This window comes from Streptomyces sp. NPDC048565, assembly GCF_040650935.1.
Taxonomy (GTDB): domain Bacteria; phylum Actinomycetota; class Actinomycetes; order Streptomycetales; family Streptomycetaceae; genus Streptomyces.
In genome coordinates this window covers 124,059-148,839 of the sequence record NZ_JBEZIH010000016.1, presented here as the reverse complement: position 1 = coordinate 148,839, position 24,781 = coordinate 124,059, and the positions used below count along the sequence as shown (strand labels likewise).

The 24,781-nt window shown below is 70.4% G+C and carries 20 protein-coding genes; 9 read left to right on the top strand and 11 right to left on the bottom strand.

The window, feature by feature from the left end; translation table 11 throughout:
• The first annotated feature begins 322 nt into the window (after positions 1 to 322).
• The gene (locus tag AB0C75_RS20525; protein WP_362892757.1) at positions 323 to 1,003 is read left to right on the top strand and encodes an HAD family phosphatase; all 681 of its coding nucleotides are present in this window, start codon (positions 323 to 325) and stop codon (positions 1,001 to 1,003) included.
• Positions 1,004 to 1,046: 43 nt separating this feature from the next.
• Here the strand turns inward: AB0C75_RS20525 and dhaL are convergent, their stop codons facing one another.
• Positions 1,047 to 1,718 carry a dihydroxyacetone kinase subunit DhaL gene (gene dhaL / locus AB0C75_RS20520; protein ID WP_362892755.1) on the bottom strand — a complete coding sequence of 224 codons (672 nt, stop codon included), beginning with the start codon at positions 1,716 to 1,718 and terminating at the stop codon, positions 1,047 to 1,049.
• Positions 1,719 to 1,776: 58 nt separating this feature from the next.
• A complete protein-coding gene (locus tag AB0C75_RS20515) occupies positions 1,777 to 2,775 on the bottom strand; it encodes a dihydroxyacetone kinase subunit DhaK (protein WP_362892753.1) in 999 nt (332 codons plus the stop codon).
• Between the two features lie 303 nt (positions 2,776 to 3,078).
• On the opposite strand from AB0C75_RS20515, the gene AB0C75_RS20510 reads away from it, so the two are divergent.
• Entirely contained in the window at positions 3,079 to 5,052 is a 1,974-nt protein-coding gene (locus AB0C75_RS20510; RefSeq protein ID WP_362892751.1) for a family 20 glycosylhydrolase, read from the top strand.
• Between the two features lie 26 nt (positions 5,053 to 5,078).
• Here the strand turns inward: AB0C75_RS20510 and AB0C75_RS20505 are convergent, their stop codons facing one another.
• Complete coding sequence (locus AB0C75_RS20505; RefSeq protein WP_362892749.1) at positions 5,079 to 5,447, bottom strand: VOC family protein; 369 nt, start codon at positions 5,445 to 5,447, stop codon at positions 5,079 to 5,081.
• A 51-nt stretch (positions 5,448 to 5,498) separates the two neighbouring features.
• Positions 5,499 to 6,275 carry an oxidoreductase gene (locus tag AB0C75_RS20500; protein ID WP_362892747.1) on the bottom strand — a complete coding sequence of 259 codons (777 nt, stop codon included), beginning with the start codon at positions 6,273 to 6,275 and terminating at the stop codon, positions 5,499 to 5,501.
• An 81-nt stretch (positions 6,276 to 6,356) separates the two neighbouring features.
• On the opposite strand from AB0C75_RS20500, the gene AB0C75_RS20495 reads away from it, so the two are divergent.
• Entirely contained in the window at positions 6,357 to 6,950 is a 594-nt protein-coding gene (locus AB0C75_RS20495; RefSeq protein WP_362892746.1) for a helix-turn-helix domain-containing protein, read from the top strand.
• Between the two features lie 135 nt (positions 6,951 to 7,085).
• Here the strand turns inward: AB0C75_RS20495 and AB0C75_RS20490 are convergent, their stop codons facing one another.
• Entirely contained in the window at positions 7,086 to 11,321 is a 4,236-nt protein-coding gene (locus tag AB0C75_RS20490) for a bifunctional nitrate reductase/sulfite reductase flavoprotein subunit alpha (RefSeq protein ID WP_362892744.1), read from the bottom strand.
• 463 nt (positions 11,322 to 11,784) lie between these two features.
• On the opposite strand from AB0C75_RS20490, the gene AB0C75_RS20485 reads away from it, so the two are divergent.
• The 6 genes from AB0C75_RS20485 to AB0C75_RS20460 are packed head-to-tail and all read left to right on the top strand — an operon-like array spanning position 11,785 to position 17,462.
• The gene (locus AB0C75_RS20485; RefSeq protein WP_362892742.1) at positions 11,785 to 12,531 is read left to right on the top strand and encodes a DUF1684 domain-containing protein; all 747 of its coding nucleotides are present in this window, start codon (positions 11,785 to 11,787) and stop codon (positions 12,529 to 12,531) included.
• A gap of 39 nt (positions 12,532 to 12,570) precedes the next feature.
• Entirely contained in the window at positions 12,571 to 14,088 is a 1,518-nt protein-coding gene (locus tag AB0C75_RS20480; protein ID WP_362892740.1) for an ABC transporter substrate-binding protein, read from the top strand.
• Positions 14,088 to 15,053, top strand: a complete 966-nt coding sequence (locus AB0C75_RS20475; RefSeq protein WP_362892738.1) for an ABC transporter permease — start codon at positions 14,088 to 14,090, stop codon at positions 15,051 to 15,053. The genes AB0C75_RS20480 and AB0C75_RS20475 overlap by 1 nt, the downstream gene beginning before the upstream one ends.
• A complete protein-coding gene (locus AB0C75_RS20470; protein WP_362892736.1) occupies positions 15,050 to 15,904 on the top strand; it encodes an ABC transporter permease in 855 nt (284 codons plus the stop codon). The genes AB0C75_RS20475 and AB0C75_RS20470 overlap by 4 nt, the downstream gene beginning before the upstream one ends.
• The gene (locus tag AB0C75_RS20465; RefSeq protein WP_362892734.1) at positions 15,901 to 16,701 is read left to right on the top strand and encodes an ABC transporter ATP-binding protein; all 801 of its coding nucleotides are present in this window, start codon (positions 15,901 to 15,903) and stop codon (positions 16,699 to 16,701) included. Before AB0C75_RS20470 ends, AB0C75_RS20465 begins: the two co-directional genes overlap by 4 nt.
• Complete coding sequence (locus tag AB0C75_RS20460; protein WP_362892732.1) at positions 16,698 to 17,462, top strand: ABC transporter ATP-binding protein; 765 nt, start codon at positions 16,698 to 16,700, stop codon at positions 17,460 to 17,462. The genes AB0C75_RS20465 and AB0C75_RS20460 overlap by 4 nt, the downstream gene beginning before the upstream one ends.
• Before the next feature lie 94 nt (positions 17,463 to 17,556).
• Here AB0C75_RS20460 and AB0C75_RS20455 read toward each other — a convergent pair whose 3' ends face one another.
• From AB0C75_RS20455 to AB0C75_RS20430, 6 genes are read right to left on the bottom strand one after another with little or no spacing between them, the layout of a single operon-like run.
• Entirely contained in the window at positions 17,557 to 19,287 is a 1,731-nt protein-coding gene (locus AB0C75_RS20455) for a CocE/NonD family hydrolase (protein WP_362892730.1), read from the bottom strand.
• A gap of 18 nt (positions 19,288 to 19,305) precedes the next feature.
• A complete protein-coding gene (locus tag AB0C75_RS20450; RefSeq protein ID WP_362892728.1) occupies positions 19,306 to 20,247 on the bottom strand; it encodes an MBL fold metallo-hydrolase in 942 nt (313 codons plus the stop codon).
• 55 nt (positions 20,248 to 20,302) lie between these two features.
• A complete protein-coding gene (locus tag AB0C75_RS20445) occupies positions 20,303 to 21,226 on the bottom strand; it encodes an alpha/beta hydrolase (protein ID WP_362892726.1) in 924 nt (307 codons plus the stop codon).
• A gap of 4 nt (positions 21,227 to 21,230) precedes the next feature.
• Positions 21,231 to 22,346, bottom strand: coding sequence for an FAD-dependent monooxygenase (locus AB0C75_RS20440; RefSeq protein WP_362892724.1), 1,116 nt, complete (start codon positions 22,344 to 22,346; stop codon positions 21,231 to 21,233).
• Positions 22,347 to 22,357: 11 nt separating this feature from the next.
• Positions 22,358 to 23,311: a phosphotriesterase gene (locus tag AB0C75_RS20435; RefSeq protein WP_362892722.1), complete on the bottom strand. Its 954-nt coding sequence runs from the start codon at positions 23,309 to 23,311 to the stop codon at positions 22,358 to 22,360.
• A 49-nt stretch (positions 23,312 to 23,360) separates the two neighbouring features.
• Positions 23,361 to 24,314, bottom strand: coding sequence for a phosphotriesterase (locus AB0C75_RS20430; RefSeq protein ID WP_362892720.1), 954 nt, complete (start codon positions 24,312 to 24,314; stop codon positions 23,361 to 23,363).
• Between the last annotated feature and the right edge of the window lie 467 nt (positions 24,315 to 24,781).

Sequence of the window (24,781 nt, the reverse complement as noted above, 5' to 3'; positions counted from 1 at the left end):
CGGGCTTCTCGGCCTCTCTGGTCGTCCCGCGTGCCGGTTCCCGTTGTCCGTGGCCGGGGAATTCTCATGCACTCGAATTGGTGATTGCGGAAATCGGAGAGTCCGAAATAACGTAACCGCCACGATGTTTTCGGCGCATGCCGAAAATAACGATCTATGTCCGCCGCGACGTGCTGACGTGCTCAGCAACGTGCGCGCGGTCGCCGCAGCGGTGCGAAATCGTCCGATCCCTCACTGCTGCGCACCACGTCGCCTGCATCCCGGCATCCATCTGCACCTGTGCACCGAACCGGCCGGGGCAGCCTCCGAGAACGGCAGTTACATGACAGCTCGAAACATCCTGGAGTGGTCCCCATCAGCCATCGTCTTCGACTGCGACGGGACCTTGATGGACACGGAACGACACTGGCAGGAGGCCCGGAACGCTACCTTCCGGGTGTTCGGCCTCAAGCCGCCGGCCGGATTCGCCGACCGCGCCAAGGGCGTGCATTACACCGAGTGCGGCGCGCTCATGGCCGAGGAGACCGGGAAACCGGACCTCGTGGACGACCTGGCGGACACGCTCCTCACCACCTTCACCGCGTTGGTCGACGCGGACCCCGTCACCATGCCGGGCGCCGCCGCGCTGGTCCGGCTGGCCGCCCGCCATCTCCCTCTCGCGGTGGCGAGCAACTGCCCCCGTGAGATGGTCGAATCGTGCCTCGACCGGGCCGGCCTCCTGGGCTCCTTCGGCCATGTCGTGGTCGCGGGCGAGGACGTACGGCCCAAGCCGGAGCCCGATGTCTACAGCGTGGCCGCGCGGCTGTGCGGGGTGCCACCCGAGGAGGCTCTGGCCGTGGAGGACTCGCTCACGGGCATCGAGTCCGCCCGTCGGGCGGGCCTGCGCGCCCTCGGTGTCGGTCCCTGCCCGCCGGGTCCTGAGGCGGAGCGGGCCGACCTCTGGGTCGCGAGCCTCGCCGACCGTGAGCTGGTGGCGTGGGCCCGAAGCCGGATCGGCGCGTAGAGGGGGCCCCGCACGCGCCGAGGCCGGGGCCGGAGTCCCGCGGTCAGCCGGCGGCCGGTTCCAGATACGAGCCCAGGGCGTGCACGGTGCCGGCCGCCGAGGCGAAGAACAGGGCGATCCCCACCGCTCCGGGGTCGGGAATGCCCGTGGCCCGTTCACCCAGATAGCTCGCCCGGCCCATGCGCGCCGACAGGGACGCCGTGTCCCGCACACCCCGCCATGCGTCGTCCGCCGCGGTGGCCAGAGCGGTCGCGGGCGGCGCGCCCTCCGCCGCCCGCAGCGCGGCCGAGGCCGGAGTCAGGGCGTCGACCAGCGTCTTGTCCCCGGGTGACGCATCACCCACACGGCGGATGGCGGCCAGGCCCTGTGCGGTGCCGTCGGCCAGTGCGGCCGTCGTCAGCCCCGGCCCGGCGTCCGGTGCGGCCCTGCTCAACGCCTGGAACAGCAGACCGAACAGGGGGCCGCTGGTCCCACCGATCTCGTCGAGGAAGGCGGTGGCCATGGTGCCCAGGGTCTCCGCCGGCCCGGCGGCCTGGTCCGTGCGGTCGAGCAGCAGCCCGGCGGCCCGGACGCCGGCCGCGAGATTGGTCCCGAAGTCACCGTCCCCCGCGCGCTGGTCGAGCGCGGTCAGTTCCGCCTCGGTGGCGTACACCGACTCGGTGAACCGAAGTATCCAGCCACGGGTCTGCGTCCCGTCGAACGAGGCAGTCGTCATGGGCCCGTCCTCCTGCTCCTGTCGCGGGCCGCCGGGGCCCAGGCGGCCCGGCTGCCGCTCACCATCGCAACGCCGGGGTGCGGACCGGCGCATCGTAGAAGCGCAGGGTGTCGGGGTCGGTGACCATGAGGGTCAGGGAGAAGCCCCGCATGTCGAGGGCCGTGACGTAGTCACCGACCAGGTGCCGGACGAGCCGCACCCGGCGGGAGTCGAGGACCCGCGCCAGCTCACCGAAGATGCCGTACAGCTCGAGCGAGGTCACCGAGCCGAGACCGTTGACCAGGGCCACGACCGGGTCGTCGGGCCCTGGGCGAAGCGCGTCGAGCAGGGCGCCCGCCATGTCCTCCACCAGCGCGCCCGTGTGCTTCTGGCTCCTGGTGCGATCGGCACGCTCACCGTGGATCCCGACGCCGTACTCCAGCTCTCCTGACGGCAGCTCGAACGCCCGCTCGCCGGTGGCCGGTGCGTGATGCGCGGCGGAGGCGGCTGCGAGCGTCCGGCACCGGCCTGCCAGGGCGGTGCCGAGCTCCACCAGCGCGTCGAGTCCCATTCCCGTGTCCGCGGCGCCGCCCAGTACCTTCTCCACCAGCATCGTGGCACCCGTGCCACGGCGCCCGGAGGCGACCTCCGCGGAGTCGGAGGCCAGGTCGTCGTCGATGAGGACCCGCGCGCAGGTGATTCCCGCGTCGGCGAGCCGCTCGGCCGCGATCCCGAAATTGATCCGGTCGCCCGTGTAGTTCTTGACGATGTGCAGCACGCCCTGCGGTCCTGCCACCGCGCGGGACGCCCGGAAGATCTGCCGGTTGTGCGGGGAGGCGAACACCCTCCCGGGGCAGGCGGCGTCGAGCATGCCCGCGCCGACGTATCCGGCGTGCAGGGGCTCGTGCCCCGAGCCGCCGCCCGACAGCAGACCCACCCGGCGGGTCGGCGCGGCGTGTCTGGCGGTGAAGAACCCGTCGGCGGAGTCGTACGCCACGAGGTCCGCGTGTGCGCGGGCGAAGCCGGCCAGCGCGTCGGGGACGAGTTCACCGGTGCCGCTCTCGAAGTACCTGGCCATACGCCGAACCCCTTCCGTCCACGACCGCGGGACCGGACGAGTCGGCCTCCGGACGAGACTTCCATGGTGAGGGTGACCATGCGCGTTCGGCAACTCGCGGAGGGTGTCGACGGGTGGGGTGGTGGCCGCAGGCCCGGACGGGGGGGAGCCGGAGAGAGGAGGTAAGACGTATGGGGTCTAGACCTCTGTGGTGCTCGCCTCTACTCTGACGAACGCCGCCCGACCGGGCTTCTCGCGCCTTGGCATGTTCCTGCCCATGTGCTGCCCGGATGAGCGGAAACCGGCGTCGACGGAGAGGTGGCCATGGGAAACGGACGGCGGCGCGGGATCATCGGAGTGTTCTGTACGGCCGCGGCGGTCGCGGCGGCCCTGCTCCAGGCGCCCGCCGCGGGCGCACAGGAACAGCCGGGTGTGGCCACGAGCGAGGGGGCGGCCCCCAGGGTGCTGCCCGCCCTGCGGGAGTGGAAGGCGGAGCCCGGAGAGTTCCGGCTCGCAGCCGGTGCGCGGATCGTGCTCGATCACGCCGACGCCCGGACCACCGAGGACGCCCGCAGGTTCGCCGGTGAGCTGGAGGAGGTCACCGGGCGGAGCCCCGTGGTGGTGACGGCCCCGGACGGCAGGCCGGGGGACATCGTGCTGCGCCAGGACGCCGACGGTGACCAGGACCTGGGGAGCGAGGGTTACCGGCTGGAGTCAGGCGACCGGCTGACCGTCGTCGGTGCCACCTCCACGGGCGTCTACCACGGCACCCGCACCGTGCTGCAACTCCTGCGCGAGGACGGCGTCGCGCCCGCCGGCACGACCGTGGACGTACCCGAGTACCGGGAGCGCGGAGTCGGCGTCTGCGCCTGCTACATCCACATCTCGCTGGACTGGTTCGAGCGGCTGATGCGCGACATGGCCCACCAGAAGCTGAACCAGCTCTGGATCGAGGCGAAGGTGAAGAGCGACGTCGACCCGGAGTCGGCGTTCTGGGGGTACTACACCAAGGACGAGGTCCGCCGGCTGGTCGCGATGGCCGAGCGCTACCACATCGAGCTGATCCCGGAGATCAACTCACCGGGCCACATGGACACCTACCTGGAGAACCACCCCGAACTCCAGCTCAAGGACAAGGACGGCACGGCGTCCCCGCCCCGGCTCGACATCACCCGGCCCGAGGCGTTCACGTACTACACCTCACTCGTCGACGAGGCGCTCGACGCCTGGGGAACCCGGTCCTGGCACATGGGCGCCGACGAATACATGATCGGCTCCGCCTACCCCGACTTCCCGCAGCTCCAGGCGTACGCCACCGAGGAGTTCGGCCCCGACGCGACGCCGGACGACGTGTTCACCGACTTCGTGAACCGGGTGGGCGGCCACGTCCGCGAGAGCGGCCACACGCTGCGCGTCTGGAACGACGGGCTACTGGGACGCAACTCGGTCGTCCCGCTCGATGCCGACATCGCCGTCGAGCACTGGCTGGGCGGCGAGGACCCGCAGAAGCCGTCCTCGCTCCTCGCCGAGGGCCGCCCGGTGATGAACTCCGCCTACTCGCTGTATCTGGTACGCGGCGGATTCACCATGGATACACGGCAGTTGTACGAATCCGGCTGGACGCCGCTCCGCTTCGAGGGCGAGACGCTCACCTCGCGGCCCGCGAACCTCACCGGCGCGAAGATCAGCATGTGGCCCGACAGCGGAGCCGCGGAGACGGAGAACGAGGTCGAGGCCGAGGCGTTCATGCCCCTGCGGTTCATCGCGCAGGCCACCTGGGGCGGCCCGTCGCCGAGCGCCACGTACGACGGGTTCGAGGAACTGGCGCGGGGGATCGGGCACGCGCCGGGGTGGGCGGACAGCGGCCGTACGTCGTCCCTGCCCGACGGTACGTACGCACTGGTCGGCCCAGGCCGGGAGCGGCTCGGGCCGACGGCCGTCGGGGCGGGTGCGACGGTGGGCTTCGCGTCCGGCGGTACGGGGGCCTGGACGGTCACCGCCACCGCTGACGGCTATCGGACGCTGCGGTCGGCGGAGACGGGCCTGTGTCTGGACGTCGACCGGGGCAAGCGCTACCTGGGCGCGCCGTTGGAGCCCGGAGCGGAGCTCACCCAGGAGACGTGCGCGGCCGACAAGCGCACCCAGCGTTGGCAACTGGATGCGCCGGACGGTGAACTGACGCTCACGAACGCGATCTCCCAGCTCCATGTGACGGCGCGCCGGGCAGACGGAACGGCCGTCCAGACGGCGCCCGACGTCACCCCGCCCACCCGCGTACGGGCGCTCCCGCAGGGCTGAGCGGCCGGCGGCACGGCCGCCCGCGCTCAGGAGGAGCGAACGCAGAACGGATGCCCGGCAGGGCTGGCGTACACCCGGGAGCCCTGCCGGGCGGCGGAGTCGACGTCGTCCGTCGGCCGCAGCCGTCGGCCTCCGGCCGCGATCACCCGCGCGTCCGCGCTCGCCGCGTCGTCGGTGAAGAGGTCGAAGTGCATCTGCTGGGAAGGGCTGTCGGGCCACCGCGGCGGCTCGTGACCGGGGGAGTGCTGGACCACGATCACGGGCAGGCCGTGGGTCTGTACGAAGTGGTGCGTCGCCGTCTTCGTGATCGAGCCGCCGAGCAGCCCGTGCCAGAACATGCCCTCGCTCTCCAGGTCTGCGGCCTCCACGACCAGTGACGCCAGGCTGAAGTTCATGATGGTCTCCGTAAGTTGTAGGACGGCCGGCCCCGGAGGGCCGGGTGTGGCTCAGACCACGGGGATGATGCCGCCGTCGACCCGGAACTGGGCCCCGGTGAGCCATTTGGCGCGGCGGGAGGCGAGGAAGGTGATCATCTCCGCGACGTCCTCGGGTTCGCCGGGGCGCCCCATCGGCACGTCGAGGTGGTTCACGATCTGCTGTTCGACGGCGTCGATGCCCACGCCCTGGCTGTCGGCCATCTGCTGGAGATGGCCGGTCGCACCCTCGGTCATGACGAAGCCCGGCAGTACGCACACCACGCGTACGCCGCGCCCGCCCACCGCCGTCGCCAGTTCGCGGCTGTAGGCGTTGAGCGCCGCCTTCGAGGCGGCGTACGACGCCTCGGCGGGCTGGGGGAGACGGCTGGCGATGGAGGAGACGTGCACCACGACACCGGAGCCGCGTTCGGTCATCCCGGGAACCAGGGCCCGGTCGAGCCGGACCGCACTGAGCAGGTTCATCTCCAGATCCGCGAGCCAGGACGCGTCTGACCGCTCCAGGGTCGGCGTGGGTGAGGTCGCCGCTCCGGCGTTGTTGACCAGGACGTCGACGCCTCCGACGCTGTCCACCACGCGTCGTCCGAGCGCCGCCGCTTCCTCGTCGGACCGCAGGTCGGCGGGGATGAAGATCGCGGGCAGGTCCTCCGGGGGCGGGGTCCGCGAGGCGGTCAGCACGGTGGCGCCGGCCGCGGCGAAGCGGCGGGCCGTCGCCTGCCCCAGCCCTCGGCTGCCTCCGGTCACCAGTACGCGCAGGCCGCTGAGCCCGTCGTCCTCGTTCGTCGTCATGGTCGTACTCCTCGGTTAAAGTGAACCGGACTCCGGAAACTGTACAGGTAAGCGGAGTCCGATTCACCTTATGGAGGAACGTTGCCGTCATCACGTCCGCTGCGCGCCGACGCCCGCCGCAATCGCGAAGCGCTCCTGGCTGCGGCGCGGGAGGCCTTCCTCGCTGACGAGGACGCCCATGTGGAGGAGATCGCCCGTCGGGCCGGCGTGTCCGTCGGCACGCTGTACCGCCACTTCGAAACACGCGAGGCACTCATCGCGGAGGTGTACCGCCAGGAGGTCGCCGAGCTCTGCGCGGCACCCGCCGGGCTCTTGGCGAGGCATGCCCCGGACGATGCCCTGCGCGCCTTCCTGCTGCTGCTCGTTGAGCACGCGGCGGTGGGCAGGGGGATGGGCGAAGTGCTGGAGAGCATCATGGCGACCGATTCGCCGGTCTTCGACGACGCGCGGCACGAGATGGCCCGTGCCCTGGACGAGCTCCTCGCCGCGGGCGTCGCGGCCGGCCTCGTCCGCGAGGACGTCAGCGGGCGCGTGGTCCTGCGTGCCCTCGGCGGCATCTGCGGGTTGCGCGCCGAGGGCTGGAAGGACGACGCGATCCGTATCGCCACGATCCTCCACGACGGTTTGCGCCACGGCGCGGCGGGCGCCACGGGCCGGGGCGCGGTTCGCACGTAGCGAGGAGACGCGCCGGGTGGTCCACTGCTCCGTCGCTGTGCCGTCCAGGGCGGGACCCGCGCCGGAGGGGCCCGGGTCCGAGTCCCGCTGTGTGCCCGTCGCGGCCGCGTGGCGGTGCGGCGGAGGGCGGCGTCGTCAGTAGACGTCTCGGACGTAGCGCTTGTCCGCGGCCAGGCGCCTGACGAAGGCGGTGGCCTCGTCGCCGTCCATGCCGCCGTGGGCGACGGCGATGTCCCTCAGCGCCTGGTCCACGTCCTTGGCCATGCGTGCGGCGTCGCCGCAGACGTAGAAGTGGGCGCCGTCCTGGAGCCACTGCCACAGGCGGGGGCCGTGTTCCCGCATCCGGTCCTGGACGTAGACCTTGTTGCGCTGGTCGCGGGAGAAGGCGAGGTCGAGGCGGTCGAGGTGGCCGGACGCCTGGTGGGCCTCCAGCTCCTGGCGGTGGTAGAAGTCGGTGGCCCGGCGCTGTTCGCCGAAGAAGAGCCAGTTGGGGGCCGTGTGGCCGCGGGCCAGACGGTCCTCCAGGAAGCCGACGAAGGGGGCGACACCGGTTCCGGGACCGACCATGATCATGGGGGTGGCGGGGTCCGCGGGCGGCCGGAAGTGCGGTGAACGCTGGACGAAGACCTGGACCGGGCCGTCGTCGGCGCAGTCGGCGAGGTAGGTGGAACACACGCCCCCGCGCTCGCGCCCGAGGCCGTTGGTGTAGCGGACGACGGAGACCGTGAGGCGGACCTCCCCGGGGTGGGCGAGCGGGCTGGAGGAGATGGAGTACAGGCGCGGCTGGAGAAGCTTCAGGATCCCCGTCCACTCCGCAGCCGAAGCACGGACGGGGAATTCGGCGACGACGTCGGCGGCCTGCCGGCCCCAGCTCCACTTCGCCAGTGCGTCCTTGTTGTCCGGCCGCAGAAGGCGCTTCAGATCATGGCTCCCGGTGCGGTCCGCCGTGAACTTGAGCAGGTCGGTGGTGATGCGGGCGATGTCCAGGCGGGTGCGCAGGGCCTCTTCGAGGGAGAGCGGCGCGCCGTCGCCGAGGTCGACGGGCTCGTCGGGGCCGAGCCCGGTGAGGGCGAGCCACTCGGCGACGAGCGGCGCCCCGTTGGCCGGCCGTACGCCGAGGGCGTCCCCCGCTTCGTAGGCGAGTTCGCCGTCGCGTGTGTCGAAGGCGAACTGCCGAATCTCCTTCTGGGAGCTGGGCAGGCTCAGGAGCTTGTTGCCGACGAGCAGGGTGGCGAACGGCGATGCCTTCGTGTGGCCCACCTGCGCGGGCGCGGAGGGCGGCGCGGCGGCGGCCGGGGTGCTCGCGCCGGGCTCGGGGAGGGGCGTCCCGGCCGGGCCCGCCGGCACGGTCCGCCGCTCGTCGGCCGCCGTCAGCGCGGCGACGACCTGGCCGAGCCAGCGGTCGGCGGCCTCCTCGAAGTCCGGCTCGCAGTCCAGGCGGGGGACCAGCCTGGTGGCCCCGAGTGCGTCGAACCGCTCGTCCAGCCGGCGGCCGTGGCCGCAGAAGTCGTCGTAGCTGGAGTCGCCGAAGGCGAGGACCGCGTACCGGATTCCGTCCAGTCGCCCGGTGTCGGGGGCGGACAGCTCCTCCCAGAAGCCGGCGCCGTTGTCGGGGGCGTCACCGTCGCCGAAGGTGCTGGTCACCACGAGCACATCGGTGTCAGCGCCGAGTCGCGCCGGGGACGCCTCGGCCATCGGCAGCAGTTCGGGGGTACGGCCTGTCCCGGTGAGACGGTCGACCGTCCCGGTGGCGAACTCCTCCGCGTTGCCGGTCTGGGAGGCCCACAGGACGACCAGGCGGCGGGTCGGTACGGCGCTGTCGGTGCCCGGGGCGCCGGTCTGCGCGGGCGCGGCGGCTGGTGCCACGCCGCCGGGCGCGGCGGAGCGGGAGTACAGGCCGGCGAGTACGCCGTCGGCCCACAGGGCGTGCCCCGGACCGAGCGGAGCGCCCGGCGGCAGGACGGGCACACGTCCGTCGTCGGGTGGCGACAGGGCGAGGCCGGAGAGGTAGCCGGACAGATAGCGGCGCTCGTGCTCGGCCAGGGGCGCGGCGGCGAGGTCACCGATGCCGAACAGTGTGGCGAGCGCGTGGACGTCCACCGCCGCTGAGGCCGGGGCGGGCACGGGGTCGGGGGCCACGGGTGCGGTCTCCGGCCGGGTGTGCGGGTGCGCGGCCGGCACGGGGGCGGCTGTCCTGGAGACAGTGACGGCGCAGGCCTTGAACTCGGGCTGGAAGGAGAGCGGGTCGACGGCGTCGCTGGTGACGGCGTTGATGCTGAGGTATTCGCCGAACAGGTCGTTCCAGTGGAAGGGCGCGAAACAGGTGCCGGGAAGGATGCGGTCGGTGACCACGGCGGGCAGCACGGCGCGCCCTCGGCGCGAGGCGACTTCCAGATGGTCGCCCTCCACGACCCCGAGGGCGTCGGCGTCCTCGGGATGGACCTCCACGAACGGCCCGGCGTCCAGCTTGTTGAGCTTGGCGACCTTGCCCGTCCTGGTCATCGTGTGCCACTGGTGCTGAAGCCGTCCGGTGTTGAGGACGAACGGGTAGTCGTCGTCGGGGAGTTCCGCCGCGGGCAGGTGCGGACGGGCGAAGAACCGCGCACGTCCGCTCGCGGTCGGGAAGGCCAGCCGGGGGCGGGTGCCGTCCTCGCGCTCCAGGAGCTTCTGGCTCACCCCGTCGTTGAGGTAGCGGACAGGATTGCGGTCAGGGCCGTCGGCGGCCGGTGCCGGCCACTGGACCGGTGTGGTGCGCAGCCTCTCGTAGGTGACGCCGCGCAGATCCCAGCCCGTCGTGGGGTTCCAGGCCCGCTTGAGCTCCTCGAACACCTCCTCGGCGCAGCTGTAGGTGAACGCGTCGGCGAAGCCCATCGCGCAGGCGACCCGGGCGATCAGCTGCCAGTCGGGCAGCGCCTGCTCCGGAGGGTCGACGACGCCCTGTACGAGGGTGAGGTTCCGCTCGGAGTTGATCATGATGCCGTCGGACTCGGCCCAGAGCGTCGCGGGCAGGACGACATCGGCGTAGGCGTTGGTCTCGGTCTCGGCGAAAACGTCCTGCGTGACGACGAGTTCGGCGGCCTCGAGACCGGCGATGACGGTCCTGCGGTTGGCGACGGAGGCGACGGGATTGGTGCAGATGATCCAGCACGCCTTGATGTCACCGGCGGCCATCCGCTCGAACATCTCGACCGTGCCCCGCCCCACCTCGGTGCGCAGGCTGCCCTCGGGGATGTTCCACAGGTCCTCGACGAAGGTGCGCTCGGCGTCGACCAGGACCGAGCGCTGACCGGGCAGCCCGGGGCCCATGTATCCCATCTCCCGGCCGCCCATGGCGTTGGGCTGGCCGGTCAGGGAGAAGGGCCCGGAGCCGGGTCGGCAGAGGGCGCCGGTGGCGAGGTGCAGATTGACCAGGGCGTTGGTGTTCCAGGTGCCGTGGGTGGACTGGTTCAGGCCCATGGTCCAGCAGCTCATCCACTCACCGGCCTCACCGATCCACTGAGCGGCCCGGCGGATGTCGCTCTCGGGGATACCGGTGATCTCCGCGGTCCTCCCGGGCGGGTAGTCGGCGAGGAAGGCGGGCATCTCCCCCCAGCCCTCGGTGAATTCGGCGATGAACGCCTCGTCCGTGTGACCGTTGGCGACCAGCAGGTGCAGCAGGCCGTTGAGCAGGGCGAGGTCCGTGCCGGGTCTGATCTGGAGGAAGAGATCCGCCCTGTCGGCGGTGGCGTTGCGGCGTGGATCGACGACGATCAGTTTGGCCCCGGCCGATTTGATCCGGTCCATCATGCGCAGGAAGAGGATCGGGTGACAGTCGGCCATGTTGGCGCCGATCACGAGGAACGTGTCCGCGTGGTCGAAGTCCTGGTACGAGCCCGGCGGGCCGTCGGCGCCCAGCGACAGCTTGTATCCGGTTCCGGCGGAGGCCATGCACAGCCGGGAGTTCGACTCGATCTGGTTCGTCCGGACGAAGCCCTTGGCCAGCTTGTTCGCCAGATACTGCGCCTCCAGGGACATCTGCCCGGAGACGTAGAAGGACAGGGCGTCCGGCCCGTGCTCGTCCAGGATCGCCCGCAGCCTGCCGGCCACCGACGCGATCGCCTCGTCCACGTGCGTCTCGGCGGGCTGGACGCCCCGCTCGGTGCGCAGCAGCGCCCTGGCCGCGCGCCCGGGCGCCGCCATCATGTCCGCGCTCGTCGCGCCCTTGGTGCACAGACGGCCGGAGTTGGCGGGGTGGGCCTTGTCCCCGGACGCCTTCACCGCACGGCGCCGGCCGTCGCCGGGGTCCCGCGTGATGTCGAGAACGATCCCGCAGCCGACCCCGCAGTACGAACAGACCGTACGGACACTGTCCTTCTTCGAGCCAGTCGGCACCGAACCTCCACTTCCCGCCTCGCGTACCTTGTGAGCGGGCCCGTGCGGTCACCGCGGCCCGGGTCCCTCACCAGCACCGTAGAAAGATCGGGTTTCCGCCCCGTCACGCCGGGGGAGCGTCCGGGATTACACCTCACGCACACGCCAGGGCGTCCCGGTGTGAGATGCCCGGGCGCGCCGTACGAGCGGCACCCGCTGTGACCTCGGGGAACTGTGCGCAGGGGATCTCCTCGACCGACCACGAGCAGTTCGGTGTCCCCGCCTCCACCCTCCACCGGCCCGCAGCCACCAGGACGACGGCCGGCTCCAAGGGCTCTCCCGGCCGTGACGGGGGAGAGATCCGTCTCACAATATGGCGCGGAAGTTTGACATTAGATGAGCTTATGGTCAATAAAGGTGATGCTTTGGCCACTTATTCACGCCTTGTTGATCAAGGACTGTGAGGGGCTGCCCGCCTAGTCGAATGAGTACTGCCGTGTCCCACTCCGCCATCGTCGACCCTGTCGATCCCGTCGATCCCGCGGAGGAATGGGACGCCTGGCGTGCCGAGCGCCATCGCTCGCTCACGTCCCCGACCGGGAACCTCGCCCTGGTCGAGACCCGCTGGGCTCCGCCCGGCGAGATTCCGGACGCGGCGGACGCCCACGCGGACCTGCCGGACACCGTGACCGTCACGACTCTCCGGCGCACCGAGCGGGTCACCGGTGAGACCGAGTACGGCCTGCGCTTCTGGGACGCCGACGCACCCGCCATCCGTCACTTCGACCGGGTGGACGCCTTCCCCCACGACCCCGCCTGGGTCCTGGAAGCGACCTACACCCCCGTACCCGGCGCCCGGAGCATCGCCTTCGAGCACATCCGGGACAACGGCGGCAGCCGCGACCTGGTCGTCCCCGGCGACATCACACTCACCGTCGACGGCCGGGCCTACACGCTCAGCGCCTTCGACGACGACGGCACCCTGCTGCTCGTCTTCGGTGACCCGACCAACGGCGGGACCACCTACGGGGCCGGCCGCTTCCTCTTCGTGCGGCGCACGGACGACGAGAGCCGGGTCGTCCTCGACTTCAACCAGGCCTTCGTGCCGCCCTGCGGATTCTCCGATCAGTACAACTGTCCGATGCCGCCGCGACAGAACCGCTTCCACCTGCCCGTCGAGGCCGGCGAGAAGCTCCCCCTCTTCCGTGACGGCTTCGACGCCCAGCACTGATCACCCCCGCAGCTCCCCGCACCGAAAGAGCCCCCACCCATGAGCACCAAGAAGAAGATCTCGTACGGCATCGCCTCGGCCGCCGCTCTCGCCGTGACGCTCACCGCCTGCGGCGGATCGGGCGGGTCCAGCGCATCGGGCGGCACCTGGGACAAGAACGCGGTCGTCAACATCGGCTCGCTCTACGAGCCGCAGAACCTCGACAACACCGCGGGCGGCGGCCAGGGCGGCACCGAGGCGCTCAACGGCAACGCCTACGAGGGTCTGTTCAGACTCACCGACGACGGCAAGGTCGACAAGCTCCTCGCCCAGGACTACGAGACCAGCGCCGACGGGCTCACCTACACGTTCACCCTGCGCGACGGCGTGAAGTTCCACAGCGGCAAGGAACTCACCAGCCAGGACGTCAAGTACAGCCTGGAGAAGGTGCTCGCGGACGACTCCCAGTCCGCCCGCAAGAGCAACCTTGAGGTCGTCAAGGACATCGCGACCCCCGACAAGCGGACCGTGAAGATCACGCTGTCGAAGAAGTCGATCTCCTTCGTCTACAACCTCTCCTACGTCTGGATCATCAACTCCCAGGCGAAGAACCTGAAGACCACCGAGGACGGCACAGGTCCGTACACCCTCAACAAGTGGACCCGCGGTTCCGCGCTGAGCCTGAACCGCTTCGACGGCTACTGGGGCGACGCAGCTGCCAACAAGCAGGTCGTCTTCCACTACTACAAGGACGCCTCCGCGCTGAACAACGCGCTGCTGACCAACGCCGTCGACGTGGTCACCAGCGAGCAGTCGCCCGACTCCCTCGATCAGTTCAAGAGCACCGGCAACTACAAGGTGAACGACGGCGACTCCACCACCAAGCTGCTGCTGGCGTTCAACGACAAGGCCAAGCCCTTCACCGACGTCAAGGTGCGACAGGCGGTGTCCGCCGCCATCGACGACAAGAAGCTGCTCGAATCCGTCTGGGGCGGCTACGGCAAGGAGATCGGGTCGATGGTCCCGCCCACCGACCCCTGGTACGAGGACCTCACCGACGTCAACGCCCACGACGTGGCGAAGGCCAGGAAGCTGCTCGCCGAGGCCGGCTACGCCAAGGGCTTCAGCTTCACCCTCGACACCCCCAACTACGACCCGCACCCGACGGCCGCGACCTTCATCAAGTCCCAGCTCGCCAAGGTCGGCATCACCGTCAAGATCAACACGATCACCCCGGACGAGTGGTACACGAAGGTCTACAAGAACCACGACTTCACGGCCACGCTCCAGGAGCACGTCAACGACCGTGACCTCGTCTGGTACGGCAACCCCGACTTCTACTGGGGCTACGACGACCCGCAGGTCACCACGTGGGTGGAGCAGGCCGAAGAAGCGTCCAGCACCGCCGAGCAGACCGAGCTGCTGAAGAAGGTCAACCGGAAGACCGCCGAGGACGCCGCCAGTGACTGGCTGTACCTCTACCCGCAGATCGTCGTCGCGAGCAACAAGCTCTCCGGCTACCCGCTCAACGGCCTGAACTCGCAGTTCTTCGCCTACGACATCAAGAAGACGGGCTGATGGCGCGCTATCTGCTGCGCCGGCTCGCCTTCCTGGCCGTATCCCTGGTCCTGGCGAGCGTGGTGCTCTTCGTGCTGCTGCGCATGCTGCCGGGCGACCCGGCGAACGCGCTCACCGCGGTCGGCGCCGGGCCCGAGCAGATAGCGGCGGCCCGCCACAGCATCGGCTCCGACCGCCCGCTGCCCGAACAGTTCACCCACTGGATCGGGCAGCTGGCGAGCGGTGACCTCGGAACCTCGTTCGTCAGCTCGCTGCCGGTGGGACCCGAGGTCGGCGCCCGGCTGAACGTCACCGTGCCGCTCACGCTGGCCGCGTTCGTCCTCGCCGTCCTGGTCGCCGTGCCCGCCGGGTTCGTCGCCGCGTACAAGCGGCACACCTGGTACGGCGCGCTGCTCAGCGGGGTGTCCCAGCTGGGCATCGCGATCCCCGTGTTCTGGCTCGGCATGATCCTCATCGCGGTGTTCGCACTGAACGCCGGCTGGCTGCCGTCGGGCGGCTTCCCGCAGGACGGCTGGGACGACCCGGCGGAGGCGGTCCGTGCCCTCGTCCTGCCGGTCGTGACCATCGCCCTGGTGATGAGCGCGTCCCTGATCCGCTACGTACGCTCCGCCACCCTCGACGTCCTCGGCAGCGACTACCTGCGCACCGCCCGCGCCCTGGGCTCGTCCTTCGGGCTCGCCATGTGGCGGCACGGGCTGCGCAACGCCGCCGTACCGGTGATCTCCGTCCTCGGTATCGAGCTCGCCTCGACCCTGCTCGGCGCCGTGGTCGTCGAGTCGGTGTACGCACTGCCCGGCCTCGGTTCGATGCTCGCCACCGGCATCGCCCAGCACGACTACCCGGTCATCCAGGGCGTGCTGTTCGTATCGACCCTCGCGGTGCTGGTGATCGGCTTCGTGGCCGACCTGGTCCAGCGGACCGTCGACCCGCGGCTGCGCGGCCGGCTCTCGGGAGGTGCCCGATGACCGGGACGGACCTGCTCGCCCCCACGAAGCGGCGCACACGGCGCTCCGCCACCCTCGTCGTCGGCTGCGTACTCGCCGGTCTGATCGCCCTGTCGGCCGTGGTGTCGTTCTTCTGGCTGCCCTACGACGCCGACGACACCTCCGGCGGACGGCTCGCAGGACCCGGCGGCTCCCACCTGCTCGGCACCGACAAGCTCGGGCGCGACCTGTTCACCCAGGTGATGACCGGTTCACGCATCGCTGTCGAGGCGGGCCTCGGGTCGGTGCTCGTCGCGGCCGCCATCGGGGTCACCCTCGGCGTGCTCGCGGCATACGCACAGGGCTGGCTCGACGACACACTCTCGGCGTTCCTCGACATCCTCATCGCCTTCCCGACGCTCCTGCTGGCGATGCTCGTCGTCGCCGCGCGCTCGGCGACGCTCGGCTCTGCGGTCCTGGCGATCGGCCTGGCACAGAGCGCGGTCGTGGCACGGCTCGTGCGCATCCTGGTCAAGCGGGTCCTGGCCCAGGACTACATCACCGCGGCGCGCACCTCGGGCACCTCCTGGCCGCGTACCGTCCTCTCGCACGTCCTGCCCAACATCTGGCCGACGCTGGCGGTCAACCTCGCCCTGCAGTTCGGGCTCGCCGTGCTCGCCGAGGCGGGGCTGTCCTACCTGGGCCTCGGAGCGCCACCGCCCAACGCCTCCTGGGGCCGCATGCTCCAGGAGGCCCAGGCCACCTTCACCACGGCGCCGGCCGGCGCGCTCGCGCCCGGCATCCTGCTCGTCCTGCTCGTCATCGGCGTGAACCTCATCGCCGACGGCCTGCGTGACACCCTCGATCCGGCCACCCGGCGGAGGCGCACATGACTCTCCTCGACGTCAGCGGACTGACGGTCCGCGCCCCCGACGGACGGACCCTGGTCGACGACCTGTCCTTCACCGTCGCCGGCGGAGAACGACTGGGCCTCATCGGCGAATCGGGTTCGGGCAAGTCACTGACGACGCTCGCGGTGCTCGGGCTGCTGCCCGACGGCATGACCTGTGCAGGCAGCGTCGAACTGGCCGGGACACAGATGATGGGCGCCCCCGAGAGGCGGCTCACCGCCGTCCGCGGGCGGGACGCGGCCGTCGTCTTCCAGGAGCCCCTGACCGCCCTTGACCCACTGATGCGGCTCGGCCGCCAGATCGCCGAACCGCTCGCCCGCCGCACCGGCCTCAAGGGCAAGCGGCTGCGCGAGGCCGTCCACGAGGCCATCGAACAGGTACGGCTGTCCGACCCCGCCCGTATCTCCCGCGCCTTCCCGCACGAGATCTCCGGCGGACAGCGTCAGCGCGTCGCCCTGGCCATGGCACTGGCCTGCGAGCCCAGGCTGCTCATCGCCGACGAGCCCACCACAGCCCTGGACGTGTCCGTACAGGCCGAGATGCTGGAGCTCATCGACGGCCTGGTCCAGGAGAGGGAGATGGCTGTCCTGTTCGTCAGTCACGACCTCGCGGTCGTGGCCGGGGTCACCGACCGGGTGCTGGTCATGAAGGACGGCCGGGCCGTCGAGCAGGGCGCGGTCCTCGACGTCGTACGCGCGCCGCACGAGGAGTACACCAGGGCCCTGGTCGCAAGTGCCCGGAAGCTGGAATCCGCCCTGGACCTGAGGAGCCCGCGATGACACCCGTGCTGGAGCTGAAGGACGCCGCGGTCCGCTACCGCAGGACCGCGGCGGATGTGGTGCGGGACGTGTCACTCGCCGTCGAGCCGGGCGAGAGCCTCGCGCTGGTCGGCGAGTCCGGTGCGGGCAAGACGACACTGCTGCGCCTGCTGCTCGGCCTGGCCCGCCCCACCGCCGGCACCGTCCGCTTCGACGGAGCCGACCTGAACACCCGCGACCGTGAGCAGATGCGCCGCTTCCGCAGCAGCGTCCAGTGTGTCTTCCAGGACCCCTACTCCTCGCTCGACCCCAGCCGTCGGGTCGGTGCGATCGTCGCGGAACCGCTGCGCTCCCTCGGCCTCGACACCCGCTCCACGGCGGGACCCAAGGTCACCGCGGCGCTGGAGCGCGTGGGGCTGCGGGCGGACGCCGTCGACCGCTATCCGCACGAGTTCTCCGGCGGCCAGCGCCAGCGCATCGCCATCGCCCGCGCCACGGTCTGCGACCCGCGTGTCCTGCTGGCCGACGAGCCGGTCAGCGCGCTGGACGTCACCACCCGGGTGAAGGTCGTCGATCTGCTGGCCGAGCTGAAGGAGGAGCGGGGACTGACTCTCGTGATGGTCTCCCACGACCTGTCGGTCGTGGCCTCCCTGTGCGAGCGCACCGCCGTCCTGGAGCGCGGTCAGGTCGTCGAGCAGGGAGCGACGTCCCAGGTGCTCGGTGCACCCGCGCACTCCTACACCCGCCGGCTGATCAAGAGCGTGCCCCGACTGCCCGTCTGATCCTCGACAGGGCTGCGCCAGCCCGGACGCACGACGCCGCCGGGAGACCTTCGTGTCCCCCGGCGGCGCCGTGACCGTCTGTCAGTACGGTGTGTCAGGACGGCTTCGCGGCCGTCGTGAACGGCAGCACCAGCCGGGAGGGATGGTCGGCGTCACGGTAGATCTTGTGCGTGACGGGGCGTCCCACCGGCAGGTGGAAGGCGTCCGGCGGCAGCAGCGCGTTGTGCTCGTCCGCCAGCGGCTCGTCGTTGGAGAGCTCCACGACCAGTTTGTGCCCCGGCAGGAACGTCGCACCGAACGGGTAGACGCGCAGCACGTACTCCTCGATCTTCCCCGGCTCGACCGGCACCGCGCGCGTGTGCGGGTGGTGGGGGTCGCCCTCGGTGGTGCGCTCCTCGTCGAGCTCGCGGTGCGACGCCTTGAGGTAGGCGGTCGTGATGAGCTGACGTTTGCCACCCGGGGCCTCGTCCCACATGCGCAGGATGAAGTTCGTGTCGCTCTGGTCGATCTCCGCGAAGAGGTGCGCCGCACCCTGCCCGATCATCTCGGTGGGCTCGGTGAACGGGGCGGTGCTCCAGCTGAGGATCTCCACCTTGTCGGTCACCGTCAGCGGTGCCTGGTAGAAGCCGTCGGGGGCCGCGTGCTCGGCTCCCATCAGCTCGGGCTCGAAGGAGAGCACACGACGCGGGCGCAGATAGAGCGGCCTGTGCTCCAGGTCCTTCGGCGGCCACTGCGCGCCGGTGACGGTCTCGCGCGAGCCCTCGACATGGACGGAGACGGCCGGCTCGTCCATGACCCCGTTGTCGATGCCCTTGAGCCAGTACTCGTACCAGCGGAACATCTTGTCGTGCTCCTCGACGAAGGGGCGCGACTGCATCGGGGGGTACGGCCCGATGTCGAGCTTCTTCGGGCCGTTCAGCGCGTTGTAGAGCTCGATGGTCCCGTCCATCGTCCAGCCGCGGCCCTGGTCGATCTGGAGCCACACGGGGATGTCGATGGCGGGTGCGAGCGTGACGGGGTTGCGCTCCTCGTACCACTCGCCGTCGACCTCGTTCATCACGATGTCGAACCAGGCCTCGTGGTTCTTGGGGTAGTTCAGGACATGGAACAGGTTGGGCCAGGCGGCGACGTCCGGGTCCCGCAGGCGCTCGGCGACACGCTTCTTGATCTCCTCGGGGGAGTAGGTCTCCAGCATGCGGGACTTGACGCCGTCGGTGAAGGCCCAGCCGGAGTCACCACCGCGGCCCTCGCGGGCGGCGCGCGGCATGAACCACATGACGCCGCCGTGGTAGGTGGTCTCGTAGAAGTCGAAGTGACCCCCGCTCACGAAGATCGCCTTGAGGCTCGGCGGCCGCTCGGCGGCGGCCAGCACCTGCATCGAGCCGAAGTAGGAGATGCCGATCATGCCGACGTTGCCGTCGCACCACGGCTGAGCCGCGACCCACTCGATGAAGTCGTAGGCGTCCTGGCCGAGGGAGACTCCACCGGCGTTGTAGTTGCCGATGTGCTCGCCCTCGGAGGCGCCGGAGCCGCGCAGGTCGCCGATGACGTGGACGTAGTCCTCCGCGACGACACGCGCGATGTCACCGGCCTCGATGCAGCCGTCCCACATCGGGCTGGGGCGCCGCTGCGGCGGCGTGGTGAGCGCGAGGGCCTGGAGCTCCTTGCCGTACGGGCTGAGCGCCACGAGCGCGGGACGCGGCTTGTCGTCGACGCCGCTGTAGGTGTCGGTCGCCAGCACGACACCGTCGCGCATCGGCACCCGTAGATCCTTACGGACGGCGATCTTCCGCCCGCCCGCCTGGATCGTCTGGAAGTCAGTCATGAGTGCGGAGCTCCTGTATCACGAGGTCTGGTTGTGCTGCGTGCGGTAGCCGTGCATCGAGGTGAAGAACGGCGACGGCTCGAGCGTGGGGTCGCCGGTGTAGCCGAGCTCATCGGCCGCGGGGGCGAACGGGGAGTACGGCGAATCCGACTCCCGCAGGCCGGCTTCGAGGCAGCCGCAGGCGGCCGCGCCGACACGGCTCTCGGCTTCGAGGCTCTGCGAGAGGGCCTCCTGCGCCTGCGCGGCGTCCAGCTCGACGCCGTACGGTGTTCCGTCGGCGCGGCGGTACGGGTGACCGAGGTACAGGTGCTGCGGACGGACCTCGTCGCGCAGGTACTCGAGACCGGTGCGGTAGGCGGCCGGGTCCGTGTAGCCGGGAAAGCCGTTGGCGGCCCCGTGGACCTGTACGGCGTCGCCGACGAACACCGAGCGCTGGCCGTCGATGGCGTAGGCGACAGAGCCCGGGGTGTGGCCGGGGACCGAGTGCACCGAGACGGTGACGTCCCCGCCGAGGGAGAGGGTCTCACCGCCCCTGACGAGTACTGAGGGCTCCATCTCACCGGAGATGACGGCCTGCGTGGCCGCCGTCACCTTGGCCTCGCCCTCAGGATCACCCACATACCGGCCGCGTCCCGCGAGGTACTCCTCGACGTGGGCCCGCCGTGAGCGGAGCATCGGTGCGTCCGCCTCGTGGATCACCACCTTTGCCCGCCGCCCGGTGAGCTCCCACAGGGCGTGCGCCCCGCCGATGTGGTCGATGTGACCGTGGGTCAGCAGGATCCACCGGACGTCCTCGATACGGCGCCCGATCGCCTCCAGCGCGGGAGCCATCCCCTCGGCGGGCGAGGAGGCGATCCCCGTGTCGACGACGGCCGGTTCGGGCGCGTCGATGTAGAAGCTGTAGAGGCCGAACCGGCCCCACGGTGAGACCAGGGGATGGACGTCGACTGCTTGCGTCATGGCTCTCTTTCCGAACTCGTGCGTGGGGCCGGACTCGTGCGTGGGGCCGGCCGGTTCAGCGGCGGCCGAGGAAGTCGCGGGTCTCGGCGAAGACCTGGTGGTACTCCGGGATCCACGAGAAGTGCTGGACGAATCCGTGGCCCGCGCCCTCGTAGCGGCTCACCGTCGCGTCCACGCCGGCCTCCCGCAGCCGTCGGCCGTAGAGCTCACCCTCGTCCCGCAGCGGGTCGTGCTCCGCGGTGACGACGAGGGCGGGCGGCAGCCCGGTGAGGTCAGCACGCTTGACCGGTGAGACGAGCGGGTCCGCGGGATCGGCGCCGCTGTCGAGGTAGAAGGCGTTGAAGGGCTTCAGGCCCGCCGTCTCCATGCCGTAGCCCACGGCGTTCTCGCGCAGCGACGCATAGCGGTCGACGTCGAAGTCCAGGTCGAGCGAGGGGTAGTAGAGGACCTGGTGCGTGATCCGGTCGAAGCCCTCGTCGTGAGCCCTGGCCGTGACCGCCGCGACGAAGGTGCCGCCCGAGCTGTCGCCCGCGACGGCGAGGGTAGTGCCGTCCCACGCCAGGGTCCTGCCTTCGTCGGCGACCCACCGTACGACCGCGTAGCAGTCGTCGAGACCGGCCGGGAACGCCGCCTCGGGCGCCAGCCGGTAGCTGACGGAGACGACCTTGAGCCCGGTCTCCTTCGCCAGCGAGCGAGCGACGTGGTCGTGGGTCTCCAGGCTGCCGAGGAAGAAGGCGCCGCCGTGGAAGTAGACCAGTACGCCGTGGCTGCCGGCCTCGGTCGGCGTGTAGATCCGCACGGGGACCTCGCCCGACGCCGTACGCGCGGTCAGGTCCTCGACCGCGTGGAGCGGCAGACGCTCGGCCAGGGGCGGCACATGTGCCTCGTCCCCGGCGCGCATGGCGACCGGGTCGAGCGGGCCCCCGGACGGGGCCGGCAGTCCGGCGACGAACTCGGCGATCTCGGGATGCAGTGTCATGGCGTCACTTCTCCGACGCGAGAGCCGCGGGCTTCTGCCCGGGGAAGACATCGTCGATCTCGCCCTCGTTCCACGCCTGGCGCGAGATGCGCTGCAGCTCGTCGGTCACGGGCTTGCGGGTGGCCTGGAACAGGGCGAGGGCCTCCTGTACGGAGTCGGCCTCCCGCAGGGCGTCGGCGAGCGCTCCGGCGTCCTCGACCGCCGAGTTCGCGCCCTGGCCCTGGTGGTGCAGCATCGAGTGCGCCGCGTCGCCCATGAGGACGACGGAGCCGGAGTGCCAGGTGTCGATCGGGTCGATGTCGTAGACGGCGCGGATGTTCACGGCGTCCATGTCGAGGTCGCGCGTGATGTTCACCAGGCGCTCGTCGAATCCCCGCACCGTCGCCAGGAGCTGATCCTTGGTGACCCGCGGTACCCAGGTTCCGTCCGGGCACAGGGCGGTGATGTCGAACGACACCTGGTTGCGGTGGCGCAGCGGCAGCAGATAGATTTTCGTGCCCCTGCCGATGTACATCCGGAGGTTGTCGTCGACGATCATCCCGTAGGCGTCGTCGGCGGAGATGACCACGCGGTAGGCGTGCTCACCGGAGAACACCGGGTCCTTGTCACTGAACAGCTGCTTACGGACCACCGACTTGATGCCGTCGGCCCCGATGACCAGGTCGGCCTCGGCGCTACGGCCGTTGGCGAAGGTGAGGACGGCGCTGTCACCCTTGTCCTGGACGGACTCCAGCTTGTGACCGAGGTGCACCATGCCCTCGGGGAGCACGCCGAGAAGGGCGTCGATGAAGTCCCCGCGGTGGATCAGGTGGGTGTGGATCTGCTCGCCCGCGGCAGGCCAGGCCTCCTGCATGATCCGCTCACAGGCGGGCGTGAGGATCTCGAAGGCCTCGCTGGGCGAGCTCACTCGCGCGATCGCGTCGAAGATTCCCCACTCACGGAACCGTTGCATGGTGGAGGGACGCAGACCGATGCCCGCGCCGGCCTCCCTGATCTGGTTCGCCTGCTCGTAGACGTTCACGTCCGCACCGAGCAGGCTCAAAGCCTTGGCCGCCGACGCGCCGCCGTATCCCGCTCCGACGATCGCGATCTTCAGGTTCTTCAGGTCCGAGAGTTGCATGGTGGTTCTCTCTACTTCTGGATGGTGAGGAAGTCGGCAGGGTTGTCGACGAAGATCGTCTTGATCGCGGCCTCGTCGAGGCCGGCGTCGCGGAGGTCCGGGATGAGGTCCTCGAAGATGTAGTTGACGCTGTGGCCCTTCACCCCCGGCCAGCCAAGCGGGCTGCAGTTGGCGTCGGCGGAGGCGAGGACCTGCTTCAGCCGGCCGTCGCCGATGAAGCGGAGGAAGTGGTTCAGGCGCTCCTGGCGCGGGCGGGCCCAGAACGGCGGGTCCGGCAGCTCGGTCTCGTAGCCGAAGGTGTCGAAGCCGATGCGTCCGCCCTGCTCGGCGATCCATACGTCGCGCGTCTTGTCGGCGTTCACACCGTCGTCGACGTGCCCGAACAGGACCCGGTCCAGAGGGAGTCCCTCCTCGGCGAAGATCGCGATCGCGTTCTCCGCGTCGATCGCGAGGTGCGTCAGGATCGGCACGCCCGTGGTGAGCGAGGCACGGGCAGCGGCACGGTAGATGCGCTTGTCCAGGTCCGTCATACGGCCGCCGCGGCTCACCCCGACCTTGATGACACCGGCGAGACCACCGGTGTTGCCGATGCCGACGGTGATCTCGTGGACGAACTGCCGGGTGAGGTAGTCCACATCGGCCCGCGCGAAGTGCGGCAGGGCGGTGTCGCCGCCGACGAAGCCGGTGCAGGCGACGATGTGGACGCCCGTCTTCGCGGACAGCGACTTGTAGTGGTCGACGTCGCGGCCGTTGCAGATCCCGGTCGCGTCCACGAAGGTGCCGCCGCCGTACTCGTGGAACGCCCGCAGCTTCGGGGCGGTCTCCGCGTACCGTTGCTCGGGGGTCTTCCACCACTGCGTGTCCAGCTCGGAGCCGGGCATTCCGTAGCCGATGTGCTCATGGATGGCCACGAGACCCAGCTCCTCGGCCGGTACCGGCCCAAGGACGGTATTCACTCTCGACACAACACTCACCTTTGAGTAAGAGACTTGATGGTCGTTCGCGTCGGCGCGCTCAGCGCACCGACAGCAGCTCGCGCGGGTTGTCCACGAGAATCCGTCGCACGTCCTCGTCGCCGAGGCCCTGCTCCGTCAGGAGCGGGACGAAGGAGGTCAGGACGTAGCTGTACGACAGCCCGTTGCCGGTGTGGCCCTTCGCCACCCCGGTCGCGTTGCTGGACAGCAGCACCCGGTTGCCGAAGCCGTCCCGCACGAGGCCGGCGACCAGGGCCGCGCGCTCGGTATCCGTGATGTGGTCCTCGTCCCGCACACCGACGTGGTCGAGCGCGACATAGGCGCCACGGCGGGCGATCTCGAAGGGCGCGCCCGCGGCGACGGCGTCCTTGCGGTCGAGTCCGCCGACGACGACGCGATCGGCCGGTACCTTCTCGTCGAGGACGACACCGAGGTCGTGGGCGGCGTCGCTCCCGTAGCGGATGGAGACCGCGACTCCGGTGCTCAGAGCGGTCCTGGCCGCACCGCGCAGAAGGCTCTCGTCGGTCGCGGTCATGCCCTCGCGGGTCGCGACGGTGGCGACGAGGCCCGCGGCGCCGCGCCGCTCCACGCGGGGGACCACCATGCCCTCGGTGACCTCTTCGGTGAAGAGGCCGGCGAACTTCTCGGCCGGCCACGGCGTCGGCGGGTTGGTCTGCGGCGTGAGGAAGTAGCCGCCGAGCAGCTCCTCGGGGCCCTGGCCGGTCGAGGCGACGATGTGCACGCCGGTCGCGCGGGAGAGGGACTCGTACAGCGGGACGTCCCGGCCGTGGAACATGCCGGTGCTGTCGACGATCGTGCCACCGCCGTGGGCGCGGAAGTCCTTCAGCTTCGCCGCGAGGGTCTCGAAGATCTCCGCGCGGTCGATGGTGATGTCGAAGGCGTGCTCCGCGCCCGGGACCACCGACAGCAGCGCCTCATGGACCGAGACGATGCCGAGCTCCTCGGCCGGTACAGAACCGAGAACGGTGTTCACGGTTCCCGGGGTTGTGCTCTTGACGCTCATGCCTGCCCTCACATGTCCGAGTGGGGGTGCGCCGCACCCTTGTGGCTCCAGTCACCGTAGCCATTCGGTTTACATGGCGTCAATGAAACGAACACCAAGAAAAAATATTGCACGGGGCGTGGGGCGATGTATCCGGAAACCCTGCGGGCGGCCCGGATGAGTCACGCCCTCACGCGGATGCGACGTCTGCTCGGTGACGATCTCGTCGTCCGGCAGGGGACAGGTGTCACGCTGACCCCGCGTGCGATGGAGCTGATCGCGCCGCTGCGCGGCGCTCCGCAGCAGACGGCACACATCGTGAACTTCCCCGGCTTCACCCCGGCCACGGACCGGCGCGTCATCACCATCGCCATGACGAACAGCACGGCGTTCGTGGTCGGCCCCCGGCTGACCCGGCTCGTCGCCGAGCGCGCCCCTCACGCCAGGCTGCGTCTGCG